Source organism: Buttiauxella sp. JUb87 (assembly GCF_004361975.1).
In the GTDB taxonomy this organism is placed as follows: domain Bacteria; phylum Pseudomonadota; class Gammaproteobacteria; order Enterobacterales; family Enterobacteriaceae; genus Buttiauxella; species Buttiauxella ferragutiae.
Map to the genome: position 1 here is coordinate 674,221 of NZ_SNVY01000003.1, position 25,327 is coordinate 699,547.

Here is a 25,327-nt window from a genome sequence, read left to right on the forward strand (position 1 = left end):
ATACGCTCTTTCCCCCCTATGGAGCCGTACCCGTGCGTGATCGCAATTTTGACGACATTGCTGAGAAGTTCTCACGCAACATTTACGGTACAACCAAAGGACAGCTCCGCCAGGCCATTTTATGGCAAGATCTTGATGCCTTACTTTCCACGCTGCCTGAAAAACTACGTGTGTTGGATGCGGGTGGTGGCGAAGGGCAAACAGCGTGCGGCCTTGCTGAACGTGGTCATGATGTCCTGCTTTGCGATGTTTCTGCTGAGATGATCTCCCGCGCCCAGGCTCAGGCCAGTGAAAAAGGTGTGAGCGACAATATGAATTTCATACATTCCTCGGCCCAGGATATTGGTCAACATTTGGAAAAGCCGGTTGATCTGATATTGTTTCACGCTGTGCTGGAATGGGTCGTCGACCCGCAGGCCGTGCTTAAAACCTTATGGGATTGCCTTGCACCAGGCGGTGCTTTATCCCTGATGTTCTACAATGCTAACGGTTTGCTGATGCGTAACATGTTTGTCGGCAACTTCGAATATGTTCTCCAGGGTATGAAAAAGAATAAGAGAAAAACACTTTCGCCTGACAATCCGCTGCAGCCAGAACAGGTTTATCACTGGCTGGAGCAAATTGGCTGGCAGATTACCGGTAAAACCGGTGTGCGAGTATTCCACGATTACTTGCGCGATAAGCATAAACAACGCGATGGTTTTGAGAATTTGCTTGAACTGGAAACGCGTTATTGCCGTCAGGAGCCTTTTGTGAGCCTCGGCCGCTATATCCACGTGACAGCCATCAAGCCGCTTGAGCCAAGGAAAAATTATGAGTGATGTTTCCCAGACAGTGCCGGAACTGGTTGCCTGGGCCAGGAAAAATGACTATTCGATTTCGCTACCGACAGAGCGTTTGACGTTTCTGCTGGCGATCGCCACGTTGAATGGCGAGCGGCTTGACGGTGAAATGAGTGAAGGTGAACTGATTGATGCTTTCCGCCACGTGAGTGACGGTTTTGAGCAGACCAGTGAAACCATTAACGTTCGTGCCAATAACGCCATCAATGACATGGTGCGCCAGCGTTTGATCAACCGTTTTGTCAGTGAAATCAATGAAGGCAATGCAATTTATCGCCTGACGCCACTCGGCATTGGTATTACCGATTACTACATCCGTCAGCGTGAGTTTTCAACGCTGCGTTTATCTATGCAGTTGTCGATTGTAGCCGGTGAACTGAAGCGTGCCGCTGATTCGGCAGATGAAGGTGGCGACGAGTTCCACTGGCATCGCAATGTCTTCGCCCCGCTGAAATACTCGGTGGCCGAGATTTTTGACAGCATTGATCTCACCCAACGGATCATGGATGAGCACCAGCAACAGGTTAAAGATGACATCGCGCAACTGCTGAACAAAGACTGGCGTGCGGCGATTTCCAGCTGTGAAATGTTGCTGTCAGAAACCTCCGGTACGTTACGTGAGCTGCAAGATACGCTCGAAGCCGCAGGCGACAAACTCCAGGCTAACTTGTTAAGAATTCAGGATGCGATTCTGGGGCGTGACGATCTGCATTTTGTTGATCGTCTGGTGTTTGATCTGCAAAGCAAACTTGACCGTATCGTCAGTTGGGGCCAGCAGGCAATCGACTTGTGGATAGGCTACGACCGTCACGTTCATAAATTCATTCGTACCGCCATCGACATGGATAAAAACCGTGTCTTTGCCCAACGTCTGCGCGTTTCGGTACAGAACTATTTCGATGCACCGTGGGCGCTCACCTATGCCAACGCCGACCGTCTGCTGGATATGCGCGATGAAGAAATGGCGCTGCGTGATGAAGAAGTGACCGGTGAACTGCCAAGCGATCTGGAATTCGAAGAATTCAATGAAATCCGCGAACAACTCGCAGCCCTCATCGAAGCCGCACTGCAGGTCTACAAAACCAGACAAGTGCCGCTAGATTTAGGCGTAGTAATGCGGGACTATCTGGCGCAATACCCACGCGCCCGCCATTTTGATGTGGCGAGAATCGTAGTCGACCAGGCAGTACGTCTGGGTGTGGCTGAAGCAGATTTTACTGGCTTGCCGCCACAGTGGCAGGCAATTAACGATTACGGAGCCAAGGTACAGGCGCATGTCATCAACAAATATTGAAAAAGTGATGCCAGTAAAACTGGCACAGGCGTTGGCCAATCCGTTATTTCCGGCACTCGACAGCCAATTACGTTCCGGACGGCACGTTGGGCTCGATGAGCTGGATAATCATGCCTATTTGATGGATTTCCAGGATGAACTGGAAGAGTTTTACACCCGCTATAACGTGGAGTTGATTCGCGCCCCGGAAGGTTTCTTCTATTTGCGTCCGCGATCCACCACGCTGATTCCGCGCTCTGTATTGTCCGAACTGGATATGATGGTCGGTAAAATTCTTTGTTACCTCTATCTCAGCCCGGAACGACTGGCAAACGAAGGTATCTTCACGCAGGCCGAACTCTATGACGAGCTGTTGACGCTGGCGGATGAAAACAAGTTACTCAAACTTGTGAATAACCGTTCTACCGGCTCGGATGTGGACAGGCAAAAACTGCAAGAAAAAGTCCGTGCTTCGTTAACCCGTCTACGCCGCCTCGGCATGATCTGGTTTATGGGCCACGACAGCAGCAAATTCCGCATTACCGAATCTGTATTCCGCTTTGGCGCCGATGTGCGCGCCGGCGATGATGCGCGCGAAGCGCAATTACGCATGATCCGCGATGGTGAAGCGATGCCGGTCGAAACTCGTTTGCAACTCAATGATGAAACGGAAGAGTCGCAAATTGTTCAGGATAACGCGGAGGATGAACAGGAATGATTGAACGCGGGAAATTTCGCTCACTTACGCTGATTAACTGGAATGGTTTCTTCGCGCGTACGTTTGATTTGGATGAACTGGTCACCACGCTTTCTGGTGGTAATGGTGCCGGTAAATCCACCACCATGGCGGCTTTTGTTACTGCATTAATCCCCGATTTAACGCTGTTGCACTTCCGAAATACCACCGAAGCGGGGGCCACTTCAGGTTCACGCGACAAAGGTCTGCACGGTAAGTTGAAAGCAGGGGTCTGTTACTCACTGCTGGATGTGGTTAACTCACGTCACCAGCGCGTTGTTGTTGGTGTGCGTCTGCAACAAGTAGCCGGTCGTGACCGTAAAGTCGACATCAAACCGTTTGCGATTCAGGGTTTACCAGAGTCGATTCAGCCAACACAGTTACTGACAGAGACCATTAACGAGCGCCAGGCACGTGTTCTGAGCCTGCAAGAACTGAAAGATAAAGTGGAAGCCATCGAAGGCGTTCAGTTTAAACAGTTCAACTCAATTACCGATTACCACTCGCTGATGTTCGATTTGGGCATTGTTGCGCGTCGTCTGCGCAGTGCATCGGATCGTAGCAAGTACTACCGTCTTATCGAAGCCTCGCTGTACGGCGGGATTTCCAGCGCCATTACCCGTTCACTGCGCGACTACTTGTTGCCAGAAAACGGCGGTGTGCGCAAAGCCTTCCAGGATATGGAAGCGGCACTGCGCGAAAACCGCATGACGTTGGAAGCCATTCGCGTCACCCAGTCGGACCGTGACCTGTTTAAGCATCTGATTTCTGAAGCCACTAACTACGTGGCAGCGGATTACATGCGTCACGCCAACGAACGCCGCATCCACCTGGATAAAGCGCTCGAGTTCCGTCGTGAGTTATTGACCAGCCGTAAGCAACTGGCTGCTGAGCAATACAAACATGTCGAAATGGCGCGTGAACTGGCTGAACACAGCGGCGCGGAAGGGGATCTGGAAACAGATTATCAGGCGGCGAGTGACCACCTGAACCTGGTGCAGACGGCAATTCGCCAGCAGGAAAAAATCGAGCGTTACGAAGCTGACCTCGACGAACTGCAAATGCGCCTCGAAGAACAAAATGAAATTGTTGCCGAAGCCTCTGAGCAGCAAGAAGAAAACGAAGCTCGCGCCGAAGCCGCTGAACTGGAAGTCGATGAGCTGAAAAGCCAGCTTGCCGATTACCAGCAAGCTCTCGATGTTCAGCAAACGCGCGCCATTCAGTATCAACAGGCATTACAGGCACTGGAGCGTGCACGTTCGCTGTGCCATTTGCCTGACCTGACTACCGATAGCGCGGAAGAATGGTTAGAAACATTCCAGGCAAAAGAGCAGGAAACCACTGAAAAACTGCTGACGCTGGAACAGAAAATGAGTGTGGCACAAACGGCGCATAGCCAGTTTGAGCACGCTTATCAGCTTGTTACCGCGATCAATGGCCCAGTGAGTCGTAGCGACGCCTGGAACGTGGCGCGTGAATTACTACGCGACAGCAATAACCAGCGCCATTTGATGGAACAAGTTCAGCCGCTCAGAGCGCGCCTTAACGAACTCGAACAACGTCTGCGCGAACAGCAAGAAGCTGAGCGCATGCTCGCTGAGTTCTGCAAACGTCAGGGCAAACACTTTGATCCTGAAGATCTGGAAGTGTTGCACGAAGAACTCACTGAACGTATCGAAACCTTGCAGCAGCGTGTTTCTGACGCCAGCGATCAGCGTGCAAACCTGCGCCAGGAACAAGAGCAGATTCAGGCTCGCACCAAGCGTTTGCTGCTGCGAGCCCCAATTTGGGTGGCGGCACAAACCAGCCTCAATCAGCTTTGTGAGCAGAGCAACGAGCAGTTTGAAAGCAGCCAGCAAGTTACCGAATACATGCAGCAACTGCTTGAGCGTGAGCGTGACGTCACCGTTGAACGTGACGAAGTCGGCGCGCGTAAACGTGCCATTGACGAAGAAATCGAACGCCTGAGCCAACCCGGCGGTGCCGAAGATCCACGTTTAAATGCGCTGGCTGAACGTTTTGGCGGCGTGCTGTTATCTGAAATTTATGACGATATCAGCATCGACGATGCTCCTTACTTCTCGGCATTGTATGGCCCATCGCGTCACGCCATTGTGGTACCCGATTTATCGCTGGTGCGCGAGCAGTTAGACAACCTGGAAGATTGTCCTGAAGACCTCTATTTAATTGAAGGTGACCCATCTTCCTTTGATGACAACGTCTTTACCGTTGAAGAATTAAACGCAGCCGTTCTGGTGAAAACCGCAGAGCGTCAGTGGCGTTACTCTCGCTTGCCTGAGCTGCCAATATTTGGCCGTGCCGCACGTGAGAATCGCCTTGAGAACCTGCATGCTGAACGCGAAACCCTCGCAGAGCGTTTCGCGACACTGTCGTTCGATGTTCAGAAATCACAGCGTTTACACCAGGCATTTAGTCGTTTCATCGGTCAGCATTTGGGTGTGGCATTTGATGACGACCCGGAAGCAGAAATTCGTCAACTCAACACCCGCCGTGGTGAAGTTGAACGTGCTATCAGCAACCATGAAAACGACAATCAGCAACAGCGTCAGCAATACGATCAGGCGAAAGAAGGGGTTGATCAACTTAACCGCTTATTGCCGCGTATCAACTTACTCAATGATGAAACGCTGGCTGACCGTTGCGATGAAATCCGTGAACGCCTCGACGAAGCGCAAGAAGCCGCGCGCTTCCTGCATCAGTTTGGTAACCAACTTGCCAAACTCGAAGCCGTGGCATCGGCACTGCAAAGTGACCCTGAGCAGTTTGAGCAGTTAAAAGAAGATTATCAGTACGCGCAACAAGTGCAACGCGATGCCCGTCAGCAGGCATTTGCCTTGACTGAAGTGGTGCAGCGTCGGGCGCACTTTAGCTACTCTGATTCTGCCGCGATGCTCGATGGCAATAGCGATTTAAATGAAAAATTGCGTAGCCGTCTGGAGCAAGCAGAAGCGGAACGTACCCGTTCACGCGAAGCCTTGCGTCAGCATGCACAGCAATTAAGTCAGTTCAGCCAGTTAATGGCATCGCTGAAAAGCTCCTTTGATACTAAAAAAGAGCTGTTAACCGATCTGCACAAAGAACTACAGGACATCGGCGTTCGCGCTGATATTGGCGCTGAAGAGCGTGCGCGCTCACGTCGTGATGAATTACATACCGCACTGAGCACCAACCGTAGCCGTCGTAATCAGCTCGAAAAAGCGCTGACTTATTGCGAAGCGGAAATGAGCAACTTAACCCGCAAACTGAAACAGCTGGAACGCAGCTATTTTGAAATGCGTGAACAGGTTGTCACCGCGAAAGCAGGCTGGTGTGCGGTGATGCGGATGGTGAAAGACAATGGCGTTGAGCGCCGTCTGAATCGCCGCGAATTGGCTTATGTCACCGGTGATGAACTGCGTTCTATCTCGGATAAAGCGTTGGGTGCGCTGCGTTTGGCGGTTGCGGACAACGAACATCTGCGCGATGTACTGCGTATGTCTGAAGATCCAAAACGCCCTGAACGTAAGATTCAGTTCTTTGTGGCGGTTTATCAGCATCTTCGCGAACGTATTCGCCAGGACATTATCCGTACTGATGACCCGGTTGAAGCCATCGAGCAGATGGAGATTGAACTGAGTCGTCTGACGGAGGAACTCACTTCACGCGAGCAAAAACTGGCGATCAGTTCTCGCAGCGTGGCGAATATCATCCGTAAGACTATTCAGCGTGAACAAAACCGTATCCGCATGCTGAACCAGGGTCTGCAAAGTGTCTCCTTCGGCCAGGTGAATAGCGTGCGTTTGAACGTGAACGTGCGTGAAACTCACGCCATGTTGCTGAATGTCCTTTCAGAACAACATGAGCAGCATCAGGATCTGTTCAACAGCAACCGTCTGAGTTTCTCTGAAGCATTAGCGAAACTGTACCAACGCCTGAATCCACAAATTGATATGGGCCAGCGCACACCACAGACCATCGGTGAAGAGCTGCTCGATTATCGTAATTACCTCGAAATGGAAGTGGAAGTTAACCGTGGTTCAGATGGCTGGCTTCGTGCGGAAAGTGGCGCGCTGTCAACCGGTGAAGCGATCGGTACCGGGATGTCGATTCTGGTCATGGTGGTTCAGAGCTGGGAAGAAGAGTCTCGTCGACTACGTGGGAAAGACATTTCCCCATGCCGTTTGCTGTTCCTCGATGAGGCTGCGCGTCTGGATGCGAAGTCGATTGCCACGTTGTTTGAGCTATGCGAACGTCTTGAAATGCAACTGATCATTGCAGCGCCGGAGAACATTAGCCCAGAAAAAGGCACTACCTATAAGCTGGTGCGTAAGGTTGTTCAGAACCATGAACACGTTCATGTTGTTGGGCTGCGGGGCTTTGCGCCTCCGCTTCCTGAACCGTCGGCTGACATGACTGAAGCGTCATAATTAACGCGGGCTACGGCCCGCGTTTTCTTTGGCTCGAAAGTTCTTATTCTTTAATTTTATTTACATTTATGCGGGCAAATAGTTTTTGCTGTTTATATACTGATATTTAAGCCCAGTGAGATAATTTGGGTTAATTTGAAAGTTTTAAAAACAGGGGGCAAGGGATGTTGCTTAAAAAATTGCACAGTTTTCGAGTGTCAGCGCTTACGTTGGGACTGGCACTCAGTTTCGCTCCACTGTTTATGGCGCAGGCCGATGAGCCAGAGGTTGTTCCATCAGATAGCTCTGCGGTGAGCATTGAACCCGCAAGCTCACCTGACCAGCCATTACCACAATCTACCGCGACCGCTAATATGGTGGGAGTGTTGCCGCTCAACTCAACCGGCATGTCTGCCGCACAAAGTCGCACGCAGCTGGTGGCTCAAATGCCTGCGGGTTATACGCCGGTTTACCTCAATGCGCTTTCAGCGTTCTATGCCGCCCGTGAAATGAAACCGATGTGGGAAAATCGCGATGCGGTGAAAGCTTTCCAACAACAGCTTGCGGAACTGGCCATTGCCGGTATTCAGCCGCAATTTACCACTTGGGTTGAGCTGCTCACCGACCCTGCCGTCACGGGTCTGGCGCGAGACATCGTTTTGTCAGATGCGATGATGGGATATCTGCAATTTGTGTATGGTATCCCAACGGAAGGTAACCGCTGGTTGTACAGCACTAAGCCATACAAGCTGCAAACTCCGCCTATTTCCGTGATTAACCAATGGCAGGTGGCGGTTGACCAGGGAACGCAGGTGAGTTTTATCGAAACACTTGCGCCTCAGCATCCGCAATACGCCAAATTGCATCAATCACTGGTGCATTTGTTAAGTGACTCACGTCCGTGGCCGCAACTGACCGGCAGTGAAACGCTCCGTCCTGGCCAGTGGAGCAACGATACGCCAGCACTGAGAGAAATTCTGGCCCGTACCGGCATGCTGCAAGCTGAACCTGCAATACCGCTTAAAGAACGGGATAGTGTATCTAATACTGTCGTTGCAATCAGTCCATCGGCCATTCAACTAGACAGTGAGCAGGTGGCGCAACAGACTCCTGAAGCGGTTGCCGGGAAGAAAAAGAAATCAGCGCCTGCTGTGCGAAGCGTTTACAGCAACGAACTGGTGGAAGGGGTGAAACGTTTCCAGAAATGGCAGGGTTTGGGTGTGGATGGCTCCATTGGGCAATTAACGCGTAACTGGCTGAATGTCACGCCACAGCAGCGTGCGTCGTTAGTGGCATTAAATATCCAACGTTTGCGATTGCTGCCGAAGAAACTCGACACCGGTATTATGGTGAACATCCCTGACTATTCGCTGAGCTATTACCTCAACGGCAGTGAAGTATTGGCTTCGCGGGTGATTGTCGGGCGTCCTGACCGTAAAACGCCAATGATGAGCAGTGCGCTTAATAACGTGGTGGTGAACCCGCCATGGAATGTGCCGCCAACGCTTGCACGCAACGATATCCTGCCAAAAGTCCGTCAGGACCCGGGTTATCTTGATCGCCATGGTTACAGCGTTTTACGCGGCTGGAGCAACAATGCTGAAGCTATCGACCCGTGGCGTGTGGATTGGGAAACTATCACAGCCAGCAATCTGCCATTCCGTTTCCAGCAAAAACCAGGGGTGCAGAACTCGTTAGGGCGTTACAAGTTTAATATGCCGAGTTCTGACGCTATCTATTTGCATGACACGCCAAACCACACCCTGTTCCAGAAAGATGCACGAGCGCTGAGTTCTGGCTGCGTACGCGTGAATAAAGCGTCTGAACTGGCAAATATGTTATTGCAGGATGCTGGCTGGAACGATGCCCGGATTTCAAGTCAACTGAAAGACGGCAGCACCAAGTATGTCAATATTCGCCAGACCATTCCGGTCAATCTTTACTATTTGACGGCGTTTGTCGGTGAAGATGGACGTACACAGTACCGAACCGATATTTACAATTACGATCTTACCGCGCGATCTGGCGCACAAATTCTTCCAAAAGCTGAACTATTGATTCGCTAAATGCAGTAATTCTAATGAATTAGCGGTCGTAATAATTGCGATACCCAGCCGGGTCCTCTACAGGGCCCGATTTTGCTGGGTTTTGCACACCTTGACTCGCTTTGTTTTGGCAGTTAAGGTGCCAGGCAGTGCGCTGAAGTGCATATTATTCGATCGTTTTTTACCTGTAGACCTGGACATCATGGACAAATTTGACGCAAACCGCCGCAAGCTGCTGGCGTTGGGTGGCGTGGCTTTAGGTGCCTCGCTGTTACCAACACAAGCGTTTGCCATGCTATCAACACCGCGCCCACGCGTTCTGACTCTGAATAACCTGCATACAGGGGAGTCATTGAAGGCTGAATTTTTCGATGGTAAAGGCTATATTCAGGATGAATTAGCAAGGCTTAATCATTTCTTCCGCGATTATCGCGCGAATAAAATTAAATCCATCGACCCGAAATTATTCGACCAGCTATATCGCCTGCAAGGCTTGTTGGGGACCAACAAACCGGTGCAACTGGTCTCTGGCTATCGCTCTCTGGACACCAATAATGAGCTTCGTGCTCACAGTCGTGGGGTCGCGAAAAAAAGCTACCACACCAAAGGGCAGGCCATGGATTTCCATATTGAAGGGATTTCGTTGAGCAATGTTCGCAAAGCAGCATTATCTATGCGCGCAGGTGGTGTAGGATACTACCCCAGCAGCAACTTTGTGCATATTGATACCGGGCCATTAAGGCGCTGGTAAAACAACGGAATCCGGCGATGGTTGCCGGTATTGGAGTGTCATGAACTATCACATAATTCCGGTCACCGCATTCGGACAAAACTGTTCGCTGATTTGGTGTGAAGTAACTCAACAGGCAGCACTGGTTGATCCCGGTGGCGAAGCCGAAAAGATCAAGCAGCAAGTGGCGGCGCAGGGCGTGACTATTACGCAAATCCTGTTAACGCATGGTCATCTTGATCATGTTGGGGCTGCTGCTGAACTGGCCGAACATTACGGTGTTCCTGTTGTTGGGCCGGAAAAAGAAGACGAATTTTGGTTGCAGGGTTTACCCGCGCAAAGCCAAATGTTTGGGCTTGAGGAGTGTTTGCCGCTGACGCCAGACTGTTGGCTGAACGAGGGTGATAGTGTGTCAGTGGGAAATGTAGCCTTACAGGTGCTGCATTGCCCGGGCCATACTCCTGGTCACGTCGTTTTCTTTGATGCGCAATCTCAGTTACTGATTTCCGGCGATGTGATTTTCAAAGGCGGAGTAGGGCGTAGCGACTTCCCGCGTGGCGACCATGCGGCGCTGATTGACTCGATTAAACGTAAACTGTTGCCATTAGGTGATGATGTGACGTTTATTCCAGGTCACGGGCCGTTGTCCACTTTGGGTTATGAACGCCTGCACAATCCCTTCCTGCAAGACGAATTACCGGTCTGGTAAGTTTGTTAAGCTAAATAAAAAGAGCCGCTTTGAGCGGCTCTTTTCATATCTGCTGATGGCTTACAGCACAGCAACAATCGCTTCGCACAGCGGAGCCATATTGTCTGGCGTCATGCCTGCAACGTTCACACGCCCTGAAGCAACCGCATACACACCAAACTCTTCACGTAAACGCAGCACCTGCTCTTTAGTCAGGCCGCTGAACGAGAACATACCGTTCTGGTTGATGATGAAGCTAAAGTCGCGGTTAGCGCCTTTCTCTTGCAGGGTATTGACGAACAACTGGCGCATACGGTGAATACGCTGACGCATGTCTGACAGCTCTTGTTCCCAAATTGTACGCAGCGCGTCATTGCTAAGAATGGTAGCAACAACGGAGGCGCCGTGTGCTGGCGGGTTAGAGTAGTTAGCACGAATCACAGCCTTCATCTGGCTGAACGCACGATCCACGGTATCCGCATCAGCAGCAACCAGAGTACAAGCACCTACGCGCTCGTTGTAGAGGCCAAAGTTCTTAGAGTAAGAGCTGGCAACAATCAGTTCTTTGTGGCTTGCAGCAAAGATACGCAGACCTTCGGCATCTTCTTCCAGACCACGGGCAAAGCCCTGATAGGCGAAGTCAAACAGCGGCAACCAGCCTTTAGCCAGTGACATTTCTGCCAGAGTTTTCCACTGCTCAGCCGTTGGATCAATACCGGTTGGGTTATGGCAGCAACCGTGGAACAACACCACGTCACCTGCTTGTGCAGCTTGCAGGCTGTTAATCAGGCCATCGAAATTCAGAGAGTGGTTCTGCGCGTCATAGTAATCATATTCGCACACTTCCAGCCCAGCAGAGTTAAAGACGCTTTTGTGGTTTGGCCAGCTTGGATTGCTCACCCACACACGTTGGGTGGTGGTATTTTTAGCGAGGAAATCAGCGGCAACACGCAGTGCACCAGTACCACCAGGGGTTTGAGCCGTACGAGCACGTTTGTTTGCACTCAGAGCATTATTTTTCCCGAACAGCAATTCCTGGGTACAGCTACCAAATTCTGGAATACCGTCAATACCGAGGTAGTTCTTGGTGTTCTCATTTTCCAGCAGATACAGCTCCGCTTTCTTAACGCAGGTTAAAACCGGAGTTTTACCCGTTTCATCCTTATAAACACCAATACCAAGGTTAATTTTAGTCGGACGGTCATCGGCGCGAAACAGATCGGCCAAACCAAGAATTGGATCAGCAGGAGCAGCGGTAATGTTCTCAAACATGACGAGTTTCCATTGTGATATCGAGGGGAGTAACGCACTCAGGTTAACTGCTGTTTTAGTAAATGCCAACCGTTTGCAACAAAAAGAAACTGCTCTCGTCACAAGTTATTTTTTTCACCTCTCTGGGCATAAAAAAACAGGGCCGAAGCCCTGTTTTTAAATCATCCTGGCAACAATGTTGCTGGATAATTAGAACTGATAAACGATACCAACAGTAGCCATGTCTGCTGTTTCCAGACCAGAAGCTTCGGTGTAGCTGTTGTCGTCCAGCAGGTTGAACTGATATGCAGCGTATACGTTCATGTTTTTGTTGAAGTAGTACCAGGTACCCACTTCTACGTATTTCTTCAGGTCAGCATCGCCACCGGAGAAGGTGCCACGAGCCTTCAGGTCTTTACCTTTAGACTGCACGTAAGCGATGGATGGACGCAGACCGAAGTCGAACTGGTACTGAGCTACAGCTTCGAAGTTCTGAGTTTTGTTAGCGAAGTTGCTATCAGCTTCACGAGTCATGTTCAGAGTTTCTGCATACATAATTGCAGCGTAGACATTGTTCGCATCGTATTTAGCAGCAGTAGACCATGCTTCAGCCTGATCACCACCGGCGCTCGCGAAATCTGAGTTATGTGCAGCTGAACGTTGTGCGTTAGTGCGGTTAGCAGACTCATAGCCAGCAGCAATACCGAAGCCTTCGCCGATGTCATAAGTTACAGCGGTGCTGTAGCCGTCGCCGTTTGCTTTAGCGCCGTTAGCAGTAGGACCAACTTCTGCTTGGCCATTGTCATTTACAAACACACCAATAGTATTGTCACGATCGTTTTTGCCCTGGTATTGCAGAGCAAATGCCAGGCCATCAACCAGACCGAAGAAGTTGCTGTTACGGTAGGTCAGAAGGCCATTAGCACGACCATTCATGAAGTTGTCTTTATCGATCCAAGTATCGCCGCCCCATACAACTAGCATATCGGTATAAGCCGCTACGTCGTAGATTGCGCCGTAGTTACGGCCGTAATCCAGGGAGCCTGCATCACCAAATTTCAGACCAGCGAATGCCAGACGAGTAGCGGTAGCCTGAGCACCTTCCGGGTTGGAGGCGTTCATGTTGTATTCCCACTGGCCGTAACCGGTCAGTTGGTCATTAATCTGAGTTTCGCCTTTGAAACCGATACGAGCGTAAGTGGAGTCACCGTTGCTGGTGTTATCACCACTTGTAGTCCATCCGTGCTCGCCTACAGCTTTACCGTAGAAATCCAGTTTGTTGCCGTTTTTGTTATAGATTTCTGCAGCGTTTGCTGCACCGGCTACCAGCAGAGCAGGGATTACCACTGCCAGAATATTGCGCTTCATCATTATTTATTACCCTCATTAGGTTTTTTTGTAACACCTGCCACTGCCGTCAATAATTCTGTACGGAACTATTGATGAGAGTTTGGTGTCTTTCTGTATCTGTCAGGCATCTTTCCATCCATGAAACCGTTTCGCTAGCCAGAAAGTGCTACAAACATCGAGACTTGGTTACAAAAAGAAAGTATGTGTAACTAAATATGTATTTTGTGGAACTTTGTGAACTATCTCAAACTTCCTTGCCGCTTCGCCTAAAAAAACACCTATTTATATCTATATATATGAATTACTTATGTTTAATTTAGAATAAGAAAAATATTGTGTATATTTTGCTTACATTTGTACATTATTTGAGTGACTTCTGGACATCCAGACTTCTGAGCAAGTTTTATCCGAATATGCTAAGTCAATGCTGGTAGAGAGAGTGCTAGCGGTAAGTGTGGTTATTTTGTGTTTGTCTGTGTCATGGACACACTTAGTAACGGGGTAGTTGTGGAATGGGGTTGAAATTGACGTTTGTTTAACTTTCGTTGAAGAAAAAAGACGTTCAGACAGTAGATGTAAAAAAGGCCAGCAATGCTGGCCTTAGAAAAATAGCGGTTTTAGAAGCTAGCGTTACGTGGTGTACGTGGGAATGGAATCACGTCACGAACGTTCTGCACACCTGTTACATAGGCAATCAGGCGCTCAAAGCCAAGACCGAAACCGGAGTGTGGAACGGTGCCGTAACGACGCAGATCGCGATACCACCAGTAGTCTTCTTTATTCAGACCCATCTCAGCCATGCGCGCATCCAGTACATCCAGACGTTCTTCACGCTGAGAACCACCGATGATTTCACCAATACCTGGCGCTAACACGTCCATTGCGGCAACGGTTTTACCGTCTTCGTTAAGGCGCATATAGAAGGCCTTAATATCTTTTGGATAGTTTTTCACGACTACCGGCGCTTTGAAGTGTTGCTCAGCAAGATAACGCTCATGCTCGGAAGAAAGGTCTACACCCCAGTACACTGGATTCTCGAATTTCTGACCACAATTCTCGAGAATTGTAACCGCATCGGTGTAATCAACCTGCGCAAAATCGGCATCGATGAAACGCTGTAAACGATCCACTGCATCTTTGTCAACGCGTTCAGCGAAGAACTCCATGTCATCCATACGCTCGTCAAGCACCGCTTTGAAGACATACTTCAGCATGGCTTCAGCCAGGCCCGCGACGTCGTCCAGATTGGCGAAAGCCACTTCTGGCTCCAGCATCCAGAATTCAGCCAGGTGACGACTGGTGTTGGAGTTTTCTGCACGGAAGGTTGGGCCGAAGGTATAAACCTTTGATAACGCACACGCGTAGGTTTCGCCGTTCAGCTGACCGGATACGGTCAGGAACGCTTCTTTACCAAAGAAGTCTTTATCGAAATCAACTTTGCCCGCTTCGGTACGCGGCAGGTTTTCCATGTCCAGCGTAGATACACGGAACATTTCGCCAGCGCCTTCGGTATCAGATGCAGTAATCAGCGGTGTGGATACCCAGAAATAACCATTTTCATGGAAGAAACGGTGTAAGGCTTGAGCAAGGGTATGACGCACACGGGCAACGGCGCCAATCATGTTGGTGCGTGGGCGCAGGTGAGCTACTTCACGCAGATACTCAATGCTGTGACGTTTTGCCGCCATCGGATAAGTATCAGGATCATCAACCCAGCCAGTCACTTCAACTTCACTTGCCTGGATTTCAAAGCTCTGGCCCTGACCAAGAGACTCTACAACTTTACCAGTCACGACAACGGAGCAACCGGTTGTCAGGCGCAGTACGTCATCATTGTAATTAGGCAGAGAATTATTAATGACGGCCTGTACAGGAGAGAAGCAGGAACCGTCATAGACGGCGAGGAAGGAGATACCAGCTTTTGAATCTCTACGAGTACGCACCCATCCGCGCACGGTGACTTCTTGGTCAACGGCTACGCGGCCCTGGAGTACGTCGGCTACAGGCACAACGCTCATATTTTTCTCTCTATTAAATGGTCAGTGACAATAAAAAATAACCCACATTCGGGGGTTATCTATGTTACCTGTAGCCAGCTTTCAGACAAGCAGAAAAATCAAAGGAAACGAAGAAATACATAAAGAGGGGAGTCACAGATATAAAGAAAGAAACCTATGAGTGCGATGAATATCACCCACAGGTTTATTGGCTCAACTGGCTTTCTTGACTAGTGGTAAATCGAAAGCTTTACGCAGTGCGCGGACAAAAGCTTTATCGTGGCAAATCGTTTTGCCTGGGCTGTCGGACAGTTTAGCGACCGGCTTGCCGTTACACTCAACCAACTTGATGACAATATTAAGTGGCTTCACCTGCGGAATATCGCATGTCAGGCGCGTGCCAATACCGAAGCTGAGATTCACGCGAGTGCAGAAATGGCGATAAAGCTCGATGGCTTTTGGCAAATCGAGATTGTCCGAAAATACCAATACTTTGGTTTTTGGATCAATGCCGAGTTTTTCGTAATGCGCGATAGCTTTTTCGCCCCATTCAAACGGGTCACCTGAATCGTGGCGCAGCCCCTGATACCGGCTGGCGAATGAAAGATCAAAGTCGCGTAAGAAGGCATCCATTGTGATGCAGTCGGTCAGCGCGATGCCAAGTTTATCCGGGTACTCATCAAGCCAGGCCTGGAGCGCTGCGCGCTGGCTGTTTGCGAGAGTCGGGCTGATTTGCTGATGTGCCTGGAACCATTCGTGAGCCTGAGTGCCCATCGGGGTTAAATTCAGACGGCGCGCGAGGTCGTAATTGCTGGTGCCAACAAACCATGATTCTTGTTGCAGGCGGCTTACAATAGCTTCCTGAACTTCACGCGAGAAGCGGCGACGAGTGCCAAAATCCATCAGGCGGAAAGCAGAAAGATCGATATCTGCCGTCAATTCTTTGAACTGAACCAGTTTGCTTTCCAGACTCTCTAGCGCCATTTGCGTGGTCACGCCTGGCGAGCGGTGTTGATGCACCACTTCGCTGATCACCGCCAGCAATGGCACTTCCCACATAATCACTTCCAGCCACGAACCGGTTAGACGAATATCTAAATGGCCGTTGTTATTGCTGATGTGCACCTGAGTGGGGTCGTAGCGGAAAGTACGCAGCCAGCAGAGGTAATCGGCCTGGAAGAATGGCAGAGTTTCCAGAAACGCGAACTCCTCGTCACTTAACGCGAGGTGTTGCATTAAATCAACCTGCTCACGAATGGCGTCTGCGTAAATGCCCAGCAGATCATCACCGCGGCAACGGAACTCGGCCGCGACGTTCACGTCGTGATAACGGTGGAAAACGGCCTGCTGCATATGAAGCTTATAGGCGTCAGTATCCAGTAGCGTTTGCAAAATCGGGGAAGCGTGTCGTGTCATGGCGCGTTGCAGCATCCTCTCACAGGAGCGTTTCCATCAAGGGCTAAGCAGATAAAAGACGCAGGAGTATACCCTGATTATCTGTTTATTAAACCTGGATCACAACACACGGACATTTTCTGGTCGATAGCAATTTGTGCCGCTTGTTATATAAATGTAGCAATTCGCGTGAGAAGCCCAGAAAAGTTGAAGATTCTGCGTGGCAACATTCGGGCAACAGGAATAGACTGAACTCCGCAAACTTACGGATGATGTATAAGGTTTTTTATGACACAACAGCCACAAGCCAAATATCGCCACGACTACCGTGCGCCGGATTACACGATTACCGATATCGATTTGACCTTTGACCTTGATGCCGCAAAAACCCTGGTCACAGCTATTAGCCAGATCACCCGCCAGGGTGCAGCAGGCGCGCCTCTGCGTCTTGATGGCGAAGACCTGACGCTGGTGTCTGTTGCTGTAAACGGCACTACCTGGGAAGATTATCGCCAGGACGAGGGTGCATTGATCATCGAGTCACTGCCAGAAACCTTCACGCTGACTATCGTTAATGAAATTAGCCCTGCCACGAATACTGCGCTGGAAGGACTTTATCTTTCTGGCGATGCACTTTGCACTCAGTGTGAGGCTGAAGGTTTCCGCCACATTACCTGGTATCTCGACCGACCAGACGTTCTGGCGCGTTTCACCACCAAAATCATTGCGGATAAAAAGCAATATCCTTTCCTTTTATCTAATGGCAACCGTATCGCTGAAGGTGAACTGGAAAACGGCCGTCACTGGGTACAATGGCAAGATCCGTTCCCAAAACCGTGTTACCTGTTTGCGCTGGTGGCAGGTGATTTCGATGTATTACGCGATACCTTCAAAACGCGATCTGGCCGTGATGTAGCGCTGGAGCTGTTCGTTGACCGTGGCAATCTTGACCGTGCAAGCTGGGCGATGACTTCTTTGAAAGCATCCATGAAATGGGATGAAACCCGTTTCGGCCTCGAGTATGACCTCGACATCTATATGATTGTCGCCGTGGACTTCTTCAACATGGGTGCGATGGAGAATAAAGGACTGAACGTCTTTAACTCCAAATATGTGCTGGCCCGTGCTGAAACTGCGACAGATAAAGACTATCTCGACATCGAACGTGTTATCGGTCACGAATATTTCCATAACTGGACCGGCAACCGTGTGACTTGTCGCGACTGGTTCCAGTTAAGCCTGAAAGAAGGGCTGACCGTGTTCCGCGATCAGGAATTTAGCTCGGATCTCGGCTCACGTGCAGTAAACCGTATTCAGAACGTGCGCACCATGCGTGCCGCGCAGTTTGCTGAAGACGCAAGCCCGATGGCGCACCCGATTCGCCCGGACAAAGTTATCGAAATGAATAACTTCTACACCCTGACCGTGTACGAAAAGGGTTCTGAAGTTATCCGTATGCTGCACACCTTGCTGGGTGAAGAGAATTTCCAGAAAGGCATGCAACTTTACTTTGAGCGCCATGACGGCAGTGCGGCGACCTGTGATGATTTCGTGCAGGCAATGGAAGATGCGTCAAACGTTGACCTGTCGCATTTCCGCCGCTGGTACAGCCAGGCGGGGACGCCAGTGGTCACCGTGCGTGATGACTACGACCCGGAAAATGAGCTGTACCGGCTTACCATCAGCCAAACCACGCCGCCAACCGCTGAACAGCAGGAAAAGCAGCCGTTGCATATTCCGTTCGACATCGAACTGTATGATAACGAAGGCAAAGTTATTCCGTTACAGAAAAATGGCCACCCGATTCATCACGTGCTGAATGTGACTCAGGCAGAGCAGACGTTTGTCTTTGATAACGTTTATTTCCAGCCGGTTCCGTCATTGCTGCGTGAATTCTCAGCACCGGTGAAACTGGAATACAAATGGAGTGACCAGCAGCTGACGTTCCTGATGCGCCATGCACGCAACGATTTTTCCCGTTGGGATGCCGCGCAAAGTCTGCTGGCGACGTACATCAAGTTGAACGTCAACCGCAGCCAACAGGGCCAGCCATTGTCGCTGCCACTGCATGTTGCCGATGCTTTCCGCGCTATTTTGCTGGATGAGAACATTGACCCGGCACTGGCGGCAGAAATTCTGACGCTGCCATCGCAAAACGAAATTGCCGAGCTGTTCCAGAAAATTGACCCGCAGGCGATTGCTGCCGTGCATGAAGCGTTAACGCGCACGCTGGCAAACGAACTGGCCGATGAATTCCTGGCAGTTTATAACGCCAACAAGCTCGATGCTTATCGCGTAGAACATGCGGATATCGGCAAACGTGCGCTGCGTAATACTTGCCTGCGTTATCTGGCGTTTGGCGATCAACAGCTTGCCGAGCAACTGGTGCGTAAGCAGTATGAAAGTGCAGACAACATGACGGACTCTATCGCCGCATTGTCTGCTTCTGTAGCTGCACAATTGCCGTGCCGCACAGAACTACTGGCTGCGTTTGATGAGAAATGGCATCAGGACGGTCTGGTGATGGACAAATGGTTTGTGTTGCAAGCCACTAGTCCGGCGGCAGACACATTGAGTAAAGTGCGTGAATTGCTGAACCACCGTTCGTTTAGCCTCGGTAACCCGAACCGTGTTCGCTCGCTGATTGGTGCATTCGCGGCGGCTAACCCGTCAGCGTTCCACGCACTCGACGGCAGCGGCTATCAGTTTATGGTGGAAATGCTCAGCGAGCTGAACCACCGTAACCCGCAGGTGGCGTCACGTCTGATTGAGCCGTTAATTCGACTGAAACGTTATGATGAAAAACGACAGGAGATGATGCGTGCAGCGCTGGAACAGCTGAAAGGGCTGGAAAACTTGTCGGGCGATTTATTCGAGAAGATCAGCAAGGCGTTAGCTTAAAAACCACCCTCACCCTAACCCTCTCCCTGAGGGAGAGGGGATTATCAGGTGTTCTCCCTCTGAGGTCGAGGGATTACCCGGTGTTCTCCCTCTCCTGGGGGAGAGGGTCGGGGTGAGGGCGAACAAACTTAACCGGTGCGCACCACGCGCTCCGGTTCCTCCACAACCTGCCGCTTCATTACACGTTCTAACACCTGCGCTTCCAGTTCAGCCAGCCGCACAGAGCCGAGCTTACGTGGACGCGGTAAATCAATTGTCAAATCGAGCCCAATTTTTCCTTCTTCAATCAACAAAACTCTATCCGCCATCGCAACGGCTTCGCTGACATCGTGCGTCACCAGCAACACCGTAAAGCCATGTTCCTGCCACAAAGAGACAATCAACTCCTGCATTTCGATACGCGTCAGGGCATCCAGCGCGCCCAAAGGTTCGTCCAGCAATAACAGCCGTGGGCGATGAATCAGCGCACGAGCCAGCGCCACACGCTGCTTCTGGCCGCCGGACAGGGCGGCTGGCCACTCGGTAGCGCGATTGGCAAGCCCAACCGCTTCCAGCGCTTTCGTCGCCGCGTCTTTCCAGTTTTCTTTCAGCCCCAGACCGACATTATTTATCACTGATTTCCACGGCAACAAACGCGCATCCTGGAACATTAAACGTGTTTCATCCTGGCTTTCGCGCAGTGGGGCATTTCCGGCAATCAGTGACCCGCCGTTGGGATTTTCCAACCCTGCCAGTAGTCGTAACAACGTACTTTTACCGCCGCCACTGCGCCCGACCACCGCAACAAATTGCCCGGCAGGAATATGTAATTCCAGCTCATCAAGAATTGTTTTATTGCCGTAGCGTTTGGTCACGCCGTTAAGGAGTAGGGGAGTCCCCTGGTTTAAACGTGCGGTATTCATGCGTTCTCCTCCTGTAACTGGTAAGCAGGGTGCCAGCGCAGCCAGACTCGTTCGAGTAATTGCGCGCTGATGTCAGCGAGTTTGCCGAGCAGGGCATACAAAATAATGGCGACGACAACCACATCGGTTTGCAGGAATTCACGGGCGTTCATTGCCAGATAGCCAATTCCGGAGTTTGCCGAAATCGTCTCGGCAACGATTAACGTTAGCCACATCAGGCCAAGTGCGAAACGAATGCCGACCATAATCGAAGGCAAAGCCCCTGGTAGAATCACCTGGGCAAACAGGCTAAAGCCTGACAACCCATAACTGCGGGCCATCTCCAGCAAGCCCTGGTCAATATTACGGATGCCGTGCCAGGTGTTGATGTAAATCGGGAACAGCGTGCCGAGAGCCACGAGGAAAATCTTCGCTGATTCATCAATGCCGAACCACAAAATGACCAGCGGGATTAGCGCCAGGTGCGGAACGTTACGCAGCATCTGAATCGAGCTGTCCAGCAAACGCTCCCCCCAACGCGAAAGCCCGCTAATCAGGCCGAGAACCAGGCCTAATGAGCCACCAATACTGAAACCAATCACCGCACGCCATGAACTGATCGCCAGGTGTTGCCACAATTCACCGCTGGCTGAGAGGTTCCAGAATGCAACCACCACCCCTTCCGGAGAGGGGAGGATGCGCGACGAGAGCCAGCCTGCGCTCGAGGATAGTTGCCAGATGGCGATAACCGCCACCGGCAAGACCCACGGTGCCACTCTCAGCAACAGTTTGTGCGTTGAAGGGGTCATTGGCGGCTCCTTAGCTTTGTGCGACTTTGCGCGGGATAAAGTCATTCGCCACGACTTCGCCTTTTTCATGAATCTGGCGCGGTTGTGGGATTTGTGGAATCGTGACGTCAAGGTGTGGGAACAGCAGTTCGCCGACGCGATAAGCTTCTTCCAGGTGCGGGTAACCGGAGAAAATAAAGCTGTCGATACCCAGTGCGGCGTATTCATTAATCCGAGCCGCCACGGTAGGGCCATCACCTACCAGTGCGGTTCCTGCGCCGCCACGCACCAGGCCGACGCCTGCCCACAAGTTTGGGCTGATCTCCAGGTTGTCGCGCTTGCCGCCGTGCAACGCCGCCATGCGGTGCTGGCCGACAGAATCAGTGCGGGCAAAAGCGGCCTGTGCTTTGGCGATGGTTTCATCATCCAATTGCGAAATCAGGCGATTGGCGGCATCCCACGCTTCTTCATTGGTTTCACGCACAATCACATGTAAGCGAATACCGAAACGTACCGTGCGGCCATGAGCCGCGGCTTTCGCACGGACTTGCTCAATTTTTTCTTTCACTAAATGTGGCGGTTCGCCCCAGGTCAGGTAGAGATCCACCTGTTCAGCAGCCAAATCCTGTGCCACATCCGAAGAACCGCCAAAGTAGAGCGGTGGGCGAGGCTGCTGTACAGGCGGGAATAACAGTTTTGCCCCTTTGACCTGAATATGTTTGCCTTCGTGATCCACCGTTTCGCCTTCCAGCAGGCGACGCCAGATGTGGGTAAATTCAGCTGAAGCTTCGTAACGTTCCTGATGATTGAGGAACACGCCGTCTGCGGCTAACTCTTCCGGGTCGCTACCGGTCACCAGGTTAAATAAAGCACGCCCGTTGGAAAGCCTGTCCAGCGTCGCGGCCTGGCGTGCAGCCACGGTTGGCGACGTCACGCTTGGGCGCAGTGCGACCAGAAATTTCAAACGCTGCGTTACCGGAATCATCGATGCCGCAACCAGCCAGGCGTCTTCGCAAGAACGGCCTGTCGGGATCAGTACACCAGTAAAACCGATTCTGTCTGCCGCCTGAGCAATTTGTTGCAAGTAGGCATGGTCAACCGGACGTGCTGCATCGTTACTGCCTAAGTAGTGGCCGTCACCGTGAGTCGGCAGGAACCAGAATAAGTTTAAGCTCATGATTTATCTCCTTTAGCGGGTTGCCAGATGCGGGTGCGAATATCGACTTTCTTAGGCACTAAGTGGTTGTCATAAAACAGATCTGCGGTTTGCTGTTGTTTGGCGGCAGTCTCGGCGCTGACCGGGGTAATCACCGTTGGTGGGCGATGGTCGAAATAGGTAGCAATCACGTTTTCCGGCAACCCCATGGTTTTTGCCAGTAGCGCAACGCTTGCGTCACGCTGGGTGCGAGTTAACGCGTCGGCATCGCTAAATGTTTTCAATACGTGTTGCAGGAACGGACCGTTTTGTTCGGCATAAGGGCGTGAAGCGAGGTAGAACGAACCGGTTTGATTTAGCTCGCTGCCGTCGGTTAAGACGCGCACGCCGCCATTCAACAGTGCAGCTGAATAGTACGGGTCCCAAATTGCCCAGGCATCAACGTTGCCCTGCTGGAATGCGGCGCGCGCATCAGCTGGCGTTAAATAAGCAGGCTGGACATCAGTAAATTTCAGCCCGGCTTTTTGCAGCGCTCGTAACACCAGGTTGTGGGAGCTGGAACCTTTCTGGAAAGCGATTTTATGCCCTTTAAGATCCGCCACGGTTTTCAGTGGGCTATTCTCCGGCACCAGAATTACTTCGGCTTTTGGTTTTGCCGGTTCAGAACCGACGTACACCAGGTCCGCGCCCGCAGCCTGCGCGAAGATTGGCGGAATATCTCCCGTGCTACCGAGATCGATACTACCGATGTTCAGCGCTTCGAGCATTTGTGGGCCAGCCGGAAATTCAATCCACTGGAACTTAGTATTTGGATACTCTTTTTCCAGAAGCTGGTGGCTTTTCGCCAGTACCATGCTGACCGAGCCTTTTTGATAACCAATGCGCAACTGCTCTGGCCCCGTATCTGCCGCGTGAAGCGTGGCGCTCAGGCTTAACGTTCCTGCGAGTGCAAGCCACGGCGCGGTTCGTTTCAGAAAATTAAACATGGGCAACTCCTTGCGTCTTAAAAGGGGAAGAGACAATAAAATCCCGGCGGTGCAGAGCCTGCCAGAAGGTTTCCAGCGCGTTATCGAGACGTTGCTGTAAGTTGTTGCTGAATACCGGTTTGTGCTGGTAATCCGCTATCTGGCTGTCATCAGCAAACACGCCATGTAGAATTTCCTGCGCTTTCAGCGCATTAAGGACGGGTTTCAGCGCGTAATCGACCGCCAGCATATGTGCCACTGTTCCGCCAGTGGCTAATGGCAGCACGACCTTTTTATCCAGCGCACGTTCAGGCAGCAGGTCGAGCAGGGTTTTCAGCGCGCCAGAAAAGGAAGCCTTATAAACAGGAGTCGCGATGATCACGCCATCGGCCTGCTGTAATTGTTCATTTAAAGCGAGCAGCGCAGGGCTATCAAAACGGGCGTACAGCAAATCTTCTGGCGCGAAATTCTGTAGATGCCAGTGACACACCTCGATATCCAGAGCGCTTAATTTTTCGCGGGCATATTCCAGTAGAGCACTTGAACGAGAAGGGAAGCGCGGGCTTCCGGCAAGGGTGATCACACGCATATTGTTTCCTTATAACTAATTGTTTGCTTTTAGGTAACATTGATAACAATTGAGTGTGATAGTCGCGCAGAAGTGGTAATCCACTAAATGATTTATCCGGGAATCATTTGCCAAAAACTGAATAACAAAATGGAGGGAAGAAAACGTTTGCGCTGATTCGGTCTTTTTTGTTGCAGGTCAATTCCATTCACGTCCGTTATCGTTAATAATACTGCCCCAGTTTGCATACTGGGAATTCTGGAGTGTTCATGTACTACCCCTTCGTTCGTAAAGCCCTTTTCAAGCTCGATCCCGAGCGCGCTCATGAAGTGACATTTCAGCAATTGCGTCGTGTAACTGGTACACCTCTCGAATGGCTGGTGCGGCAAAATGTGCCCTCTAAACCGGTGACCTGTATGGGTCTGACCTTTAAGAACCCACTGGGTCTTGCTGCCGGTTTAGATAAAAACGGTGAGTGTATTGATGCACTGGGTGCCATGGGCTTTGGCTCCATCGAAATTGGTACCGTCACGCCTCGCCCACAACCAGGAAATGACAAGCCGCGTATCTTCCGTCTGGTAGAAGCAGAAGGCTTGATCAACCGCATGGGTTTCAATAACCACGGCGTAGATAACCTGGTTGAGAACGTTAAAAAATCCCATTTTGATGGGGTATTGGGTATCAATATTGGCAAGAATAAAGACACGCCAGTAGAGCAGGGCAAAGATGATTATTTGATCTGTATGGATAAAATTTATCCGTATGCGGGTTATATCGCGATCAATATTTCCTCGCCAAATACCCCTGGATTACGCACGCTGCAATATGGTGAAGCGTTAGATGATCTGTTAGTGGCGATTAAAAATAAGCAACAAGCGCTTCAGGAATTGCATCATAAATATGTGCCAGTTGCCGTGAAGATCGCGCCGGATCTTTCTGAGGAAGAATTGATCCAGGTGGCTGATAGTTTAGTTCGCCATAATATTGATGGGGTCATTGCGACCAATACCACATTGGATCGTAGCCTGGTTCAGGGTATGAAATATTGTGACGAAATGGGTGGATTAAGTGGCCGTCCGGTTCAACTTAAAAGCACAGAAATTATTCGCCGCTTGTCGCAAGAATTAAATGGTCGCTTACCTATTATTGGTGTTGGCGGTATTGATTCGCTGATTGCTGCTCGCGAGAAGATGGCGGCGGGTGCCTCACTGGTGCAAATATATTCTGGATTCATATTTAAAGGCCCACCGCTGATTAAAGAAATCATCACTGGGCTGTAAACATTTTTCCTTTCAGACAACCGGGGCTTTATTTTCAGCCCTGGTTGTTTTATATTCCACCACTGTTGCTAAATT

18 protein-coding genes are annotated in these 25,327 nt (G+C 50.8%); 9 read left to right on the forward strand and 9 right to left on the reverse strand.

Features of this window, described 5'->3' with window-relative positions; all coding sequences use genetic code 11:
- Positions 1 to 32: 32 nt before the first annotated feature.
- The 7 genes from cmoM (at position 33) to EC843_RS15160 (ending at position 10,741) form a co-directional block, all read left to right on the forward strand.
- Positions 33 to 821, forward strand: coding sequence for a tRNA uridine 5-oxyacetic acid(34) methyltransferase CmoM (gene cmoM / locus EC843_RS15130; RefSeq protein ID WP_064548211.1), 789 nt, complete (start codon positions 33 to 35; stop codon positions 819 to 821).
- A complete protein-coding gene (gene mukF, locus EC843_RS15135; protein ID WP_064548209.1) occupies positions 814 to 2,136 on the forward strand; it encodes a chromosome partition protein MukF in 1,323 nt (440 codons plus the stop codon). Before cmoM ends, mukF begins: the two co-directional genes overlap by 8 nt.
- Positions 2,117 to 2,833, forward strand: a complete 717-nt coding sequence (gene mukE, locus EC843_RS15140; protein WP_133522503.1) for a chromosome partition protein MukE — start codon at positions 2,117 to 2,119, stop codon at positions 2,831 to 2,833. Before mukF ends, mukE begins: the two co-directional genes overlap by 20 nt.
- Entirely contained in the window at positions 2,830 to 7,278 is a 4,449-nt protein-coding gene (gene mukB / locus EC843_RS15145) for a chromosome partition protein MukB (RefSeq protein ID WP_133522504.1), read from the forward strand. Before mukE ends, mukB begins: the two co-directional genes overlap by 4 nt.
- Positions 7,279 to 7,442: 164 nt before the next feature.
- Positions 7,443 to 9,323 (forward strand): L,D-transpeptidase, encoded by a 1,881-nt coding sequence (gene ldtD, locus EC843_RS15150; RefSeq protein WP_133522505.1) that lies wholly within the window; start codon positions 7,443 to 7,445, stop codon positions 9,321 to 9,323.
- 181 nt (positions 9,324 to 9,504) lie between these two features.
- Positions 9,505 to 10,053, forward strand: coding sequence for a YcbK family protein (locus EC843_RS15155; RefSeq protein ID WP_064548200.1), 549 nt, complete (start codon positions 9,505 to 9,507; stop codon positions 10,051 to 10,053).
- Between the two features lie 40 nt (positions 10,054 to 10,093).
- Positions 10,094 to 10,741: an MBL fold metallo-hydrolase gene (locus EC843_RS15160; RefSeq protein WP_064548198.1), complete on the forward strand. Its 648-nt coding sequence runs from the start codon at positions 10,094 to 10,096 to the stop codon at positions 10,739 to 10,741.
- A 60-nt stretch (positions 10,742 to 10,801) separates the two neighbouring features.
- On the opposite strand, the gene EC843_RS15165 is transcribed toward EC843_RS15160, so the two are convergent.
- The 4 genes from EC843_RS15165 to pncB form a co-directional block, all read right to left on the reverse strand.
- Positions 10,802 to 11,992 (reverse strand): amino acid aminotransferase, encoded by a 1,191-nt coding sequence (locus EC843_RS15165; RefSeq protein WP_064548196.1) that lies wholly within the window; start codon positions 11,990 to 11,992, stop codon positions 10,802 to 10,804.
- A gap of 189 nt (positions 11,993 to 12,181) precedes the next feature.
- On the reverse strand, positions 12,182 to 13,342 hold the full coding sequence (locus EC843_RS15170) for a porin (RefSeq protein ID WP_133522506.1): 1,161 nt from the start codon (positions 13,340 to 13,342) through the stop codon (positions 12,182 to 12,184).
- A gap of 596 nt (positions 13,343 to 13,938) precedes the next feature.
- Positions 13,939 to 15,339: an asparagine--tRNA ligase gene (gene asnS / locus EC843_RS15175; protein ID WP_064548192.1), complete on the reverse strand. Its 1,401-nt coding sequence runs from the start codon at positions 15,337 to 15,339 to the stop codon at positions 13,939 to 13,941.
- Positions 15,340 to 15,531: 192 nt separating this feature from the next.
- Complete coding sequence (pncB, locus tag EC843_RS15180; RefSeq protein ID WP_064548314.1) at positions 15,532 to 16,734, reverse strand: nicotinate phosphoribosyltransferase; 1,203 nt, start codon at positions 16,732 to 16,734, stop codon at positions 15,532 to 15,534.
- A gap of 267 nt (positions 16,735 to 17,001) precedes the next feature.
- Here pncB and pepN point away from each other — a divergent pair, with 267 nt between their 5' ends.
- Positions 17,002 to 19,614 carry an aminopeptidase N gene (pepN, locus tag EC843_RS15190; protein ID WP_133522507.1) on the forward strand — a complete coding sequence of 871 codons (2,613 nt, stop codon included), beginning with the start codon at positions 17,002 to 17,004 and terminating at the stop codon, positions 19,612 to 19,614.
- Positions 19,615 to 19,742: 128 nt separating this feature from the next.
- On the opposite strand, the gene ssuB is transcribed toward pepN, so the two are convergent.
- Genes ssuB through ssuE form a run of 5 tightly spaced genes read right to left on the reverse strand, consistent with a single transcriptional unit; the run spans position 19,743 to position 23,993 of the window.
- Positions 19,743 to 20,516, reverse strand: a complete 774-nt coding sequence (gene ssuB / locus EC843_RS15195) for an aliphatic sulfonates ABC transporter ATP-binding protein (RefSeq protein ID WP_133522508.1) — start codon at positions 20,514 to 20,516, stop codon at positions 19,743 to 19,745.
- Complete coding sequence (ssuC, locus tag EC843_RS15200; RefSeq protein ID WP_121813943.1) at positions 20,513 to 21,304, reverse strand: aliphatic sulfonate ABC transporter permease SsuC; 792 nt, start codon at positions 21,302 to 21,304, stop codon at positions 20,513 to 20,515. Before ssuC ends, ssuB begins: the two co-directional genes overlap by 4 nt.
- 10 nt (positions 21,305 to 21,314) lie before the next feature.
- Complete coding sequence (gene ssuD, locus EC843_RS15205; RefSeq protein WP_064548184.1) at positions 21,315 to 22,460, reverse strand: FMNH2-dependent alkanesulfonate monooxygenase; 1,146 nt, start codon at positions 22,458 to 22,460, stop codon at positions 21,315 to 21,317.
- Positions 22,457 to 23,425 (reverse strand): sulfonate ABC transporter substrate-binding protein, encoded by a 969-nt coding sequence (locus EC843_RS15210; RefSeq protein WP_064548182.1) that lies wholly within the window; start codon positions 23,423 to 23,425, stop codon positions 22,457 to 22,459. The genes ssuD and EC843_RS15210 overlap by 4 nt, the downstream gene beginning before the upstream one ends.
- On the reverse strand, positions 23,418 to 23,993 hold the full coding sequence (gene ssuE / locus EC843_RS15215) for an NADPH-dependent FMN reductase (RefSeq protein WP_064548180.1): 576 nt from the start codon (positions 23,991 to 23,993) through the stop codon (positions 23,418 to 23,420). Before ssuE ends, EC843_RS15210 begins: the two co-directional genes overlap by 8 nt.
- Positions 23,994 to 24,241: 248 nt before the next feature.
- Here ssuE and pyrD point away from each other — a divergent pair, with 248 nt between their 5' ends.
- Positions 24,242 to 25,252: a quinone-dependent dihydroorotate dehydrogenase gene (gene pyrD, locus EC843_RS15220; RefSeq protein WP_064548178.1), complete on the forward strand. Its 1,011-nt coding sequence runs from the start codon at positions 24,242 to 24,244 to the stop codon at positions 25,250 to 25,252.
- Positions 25,253 to 25,327 lie beyond the last annotated feature (75 nt).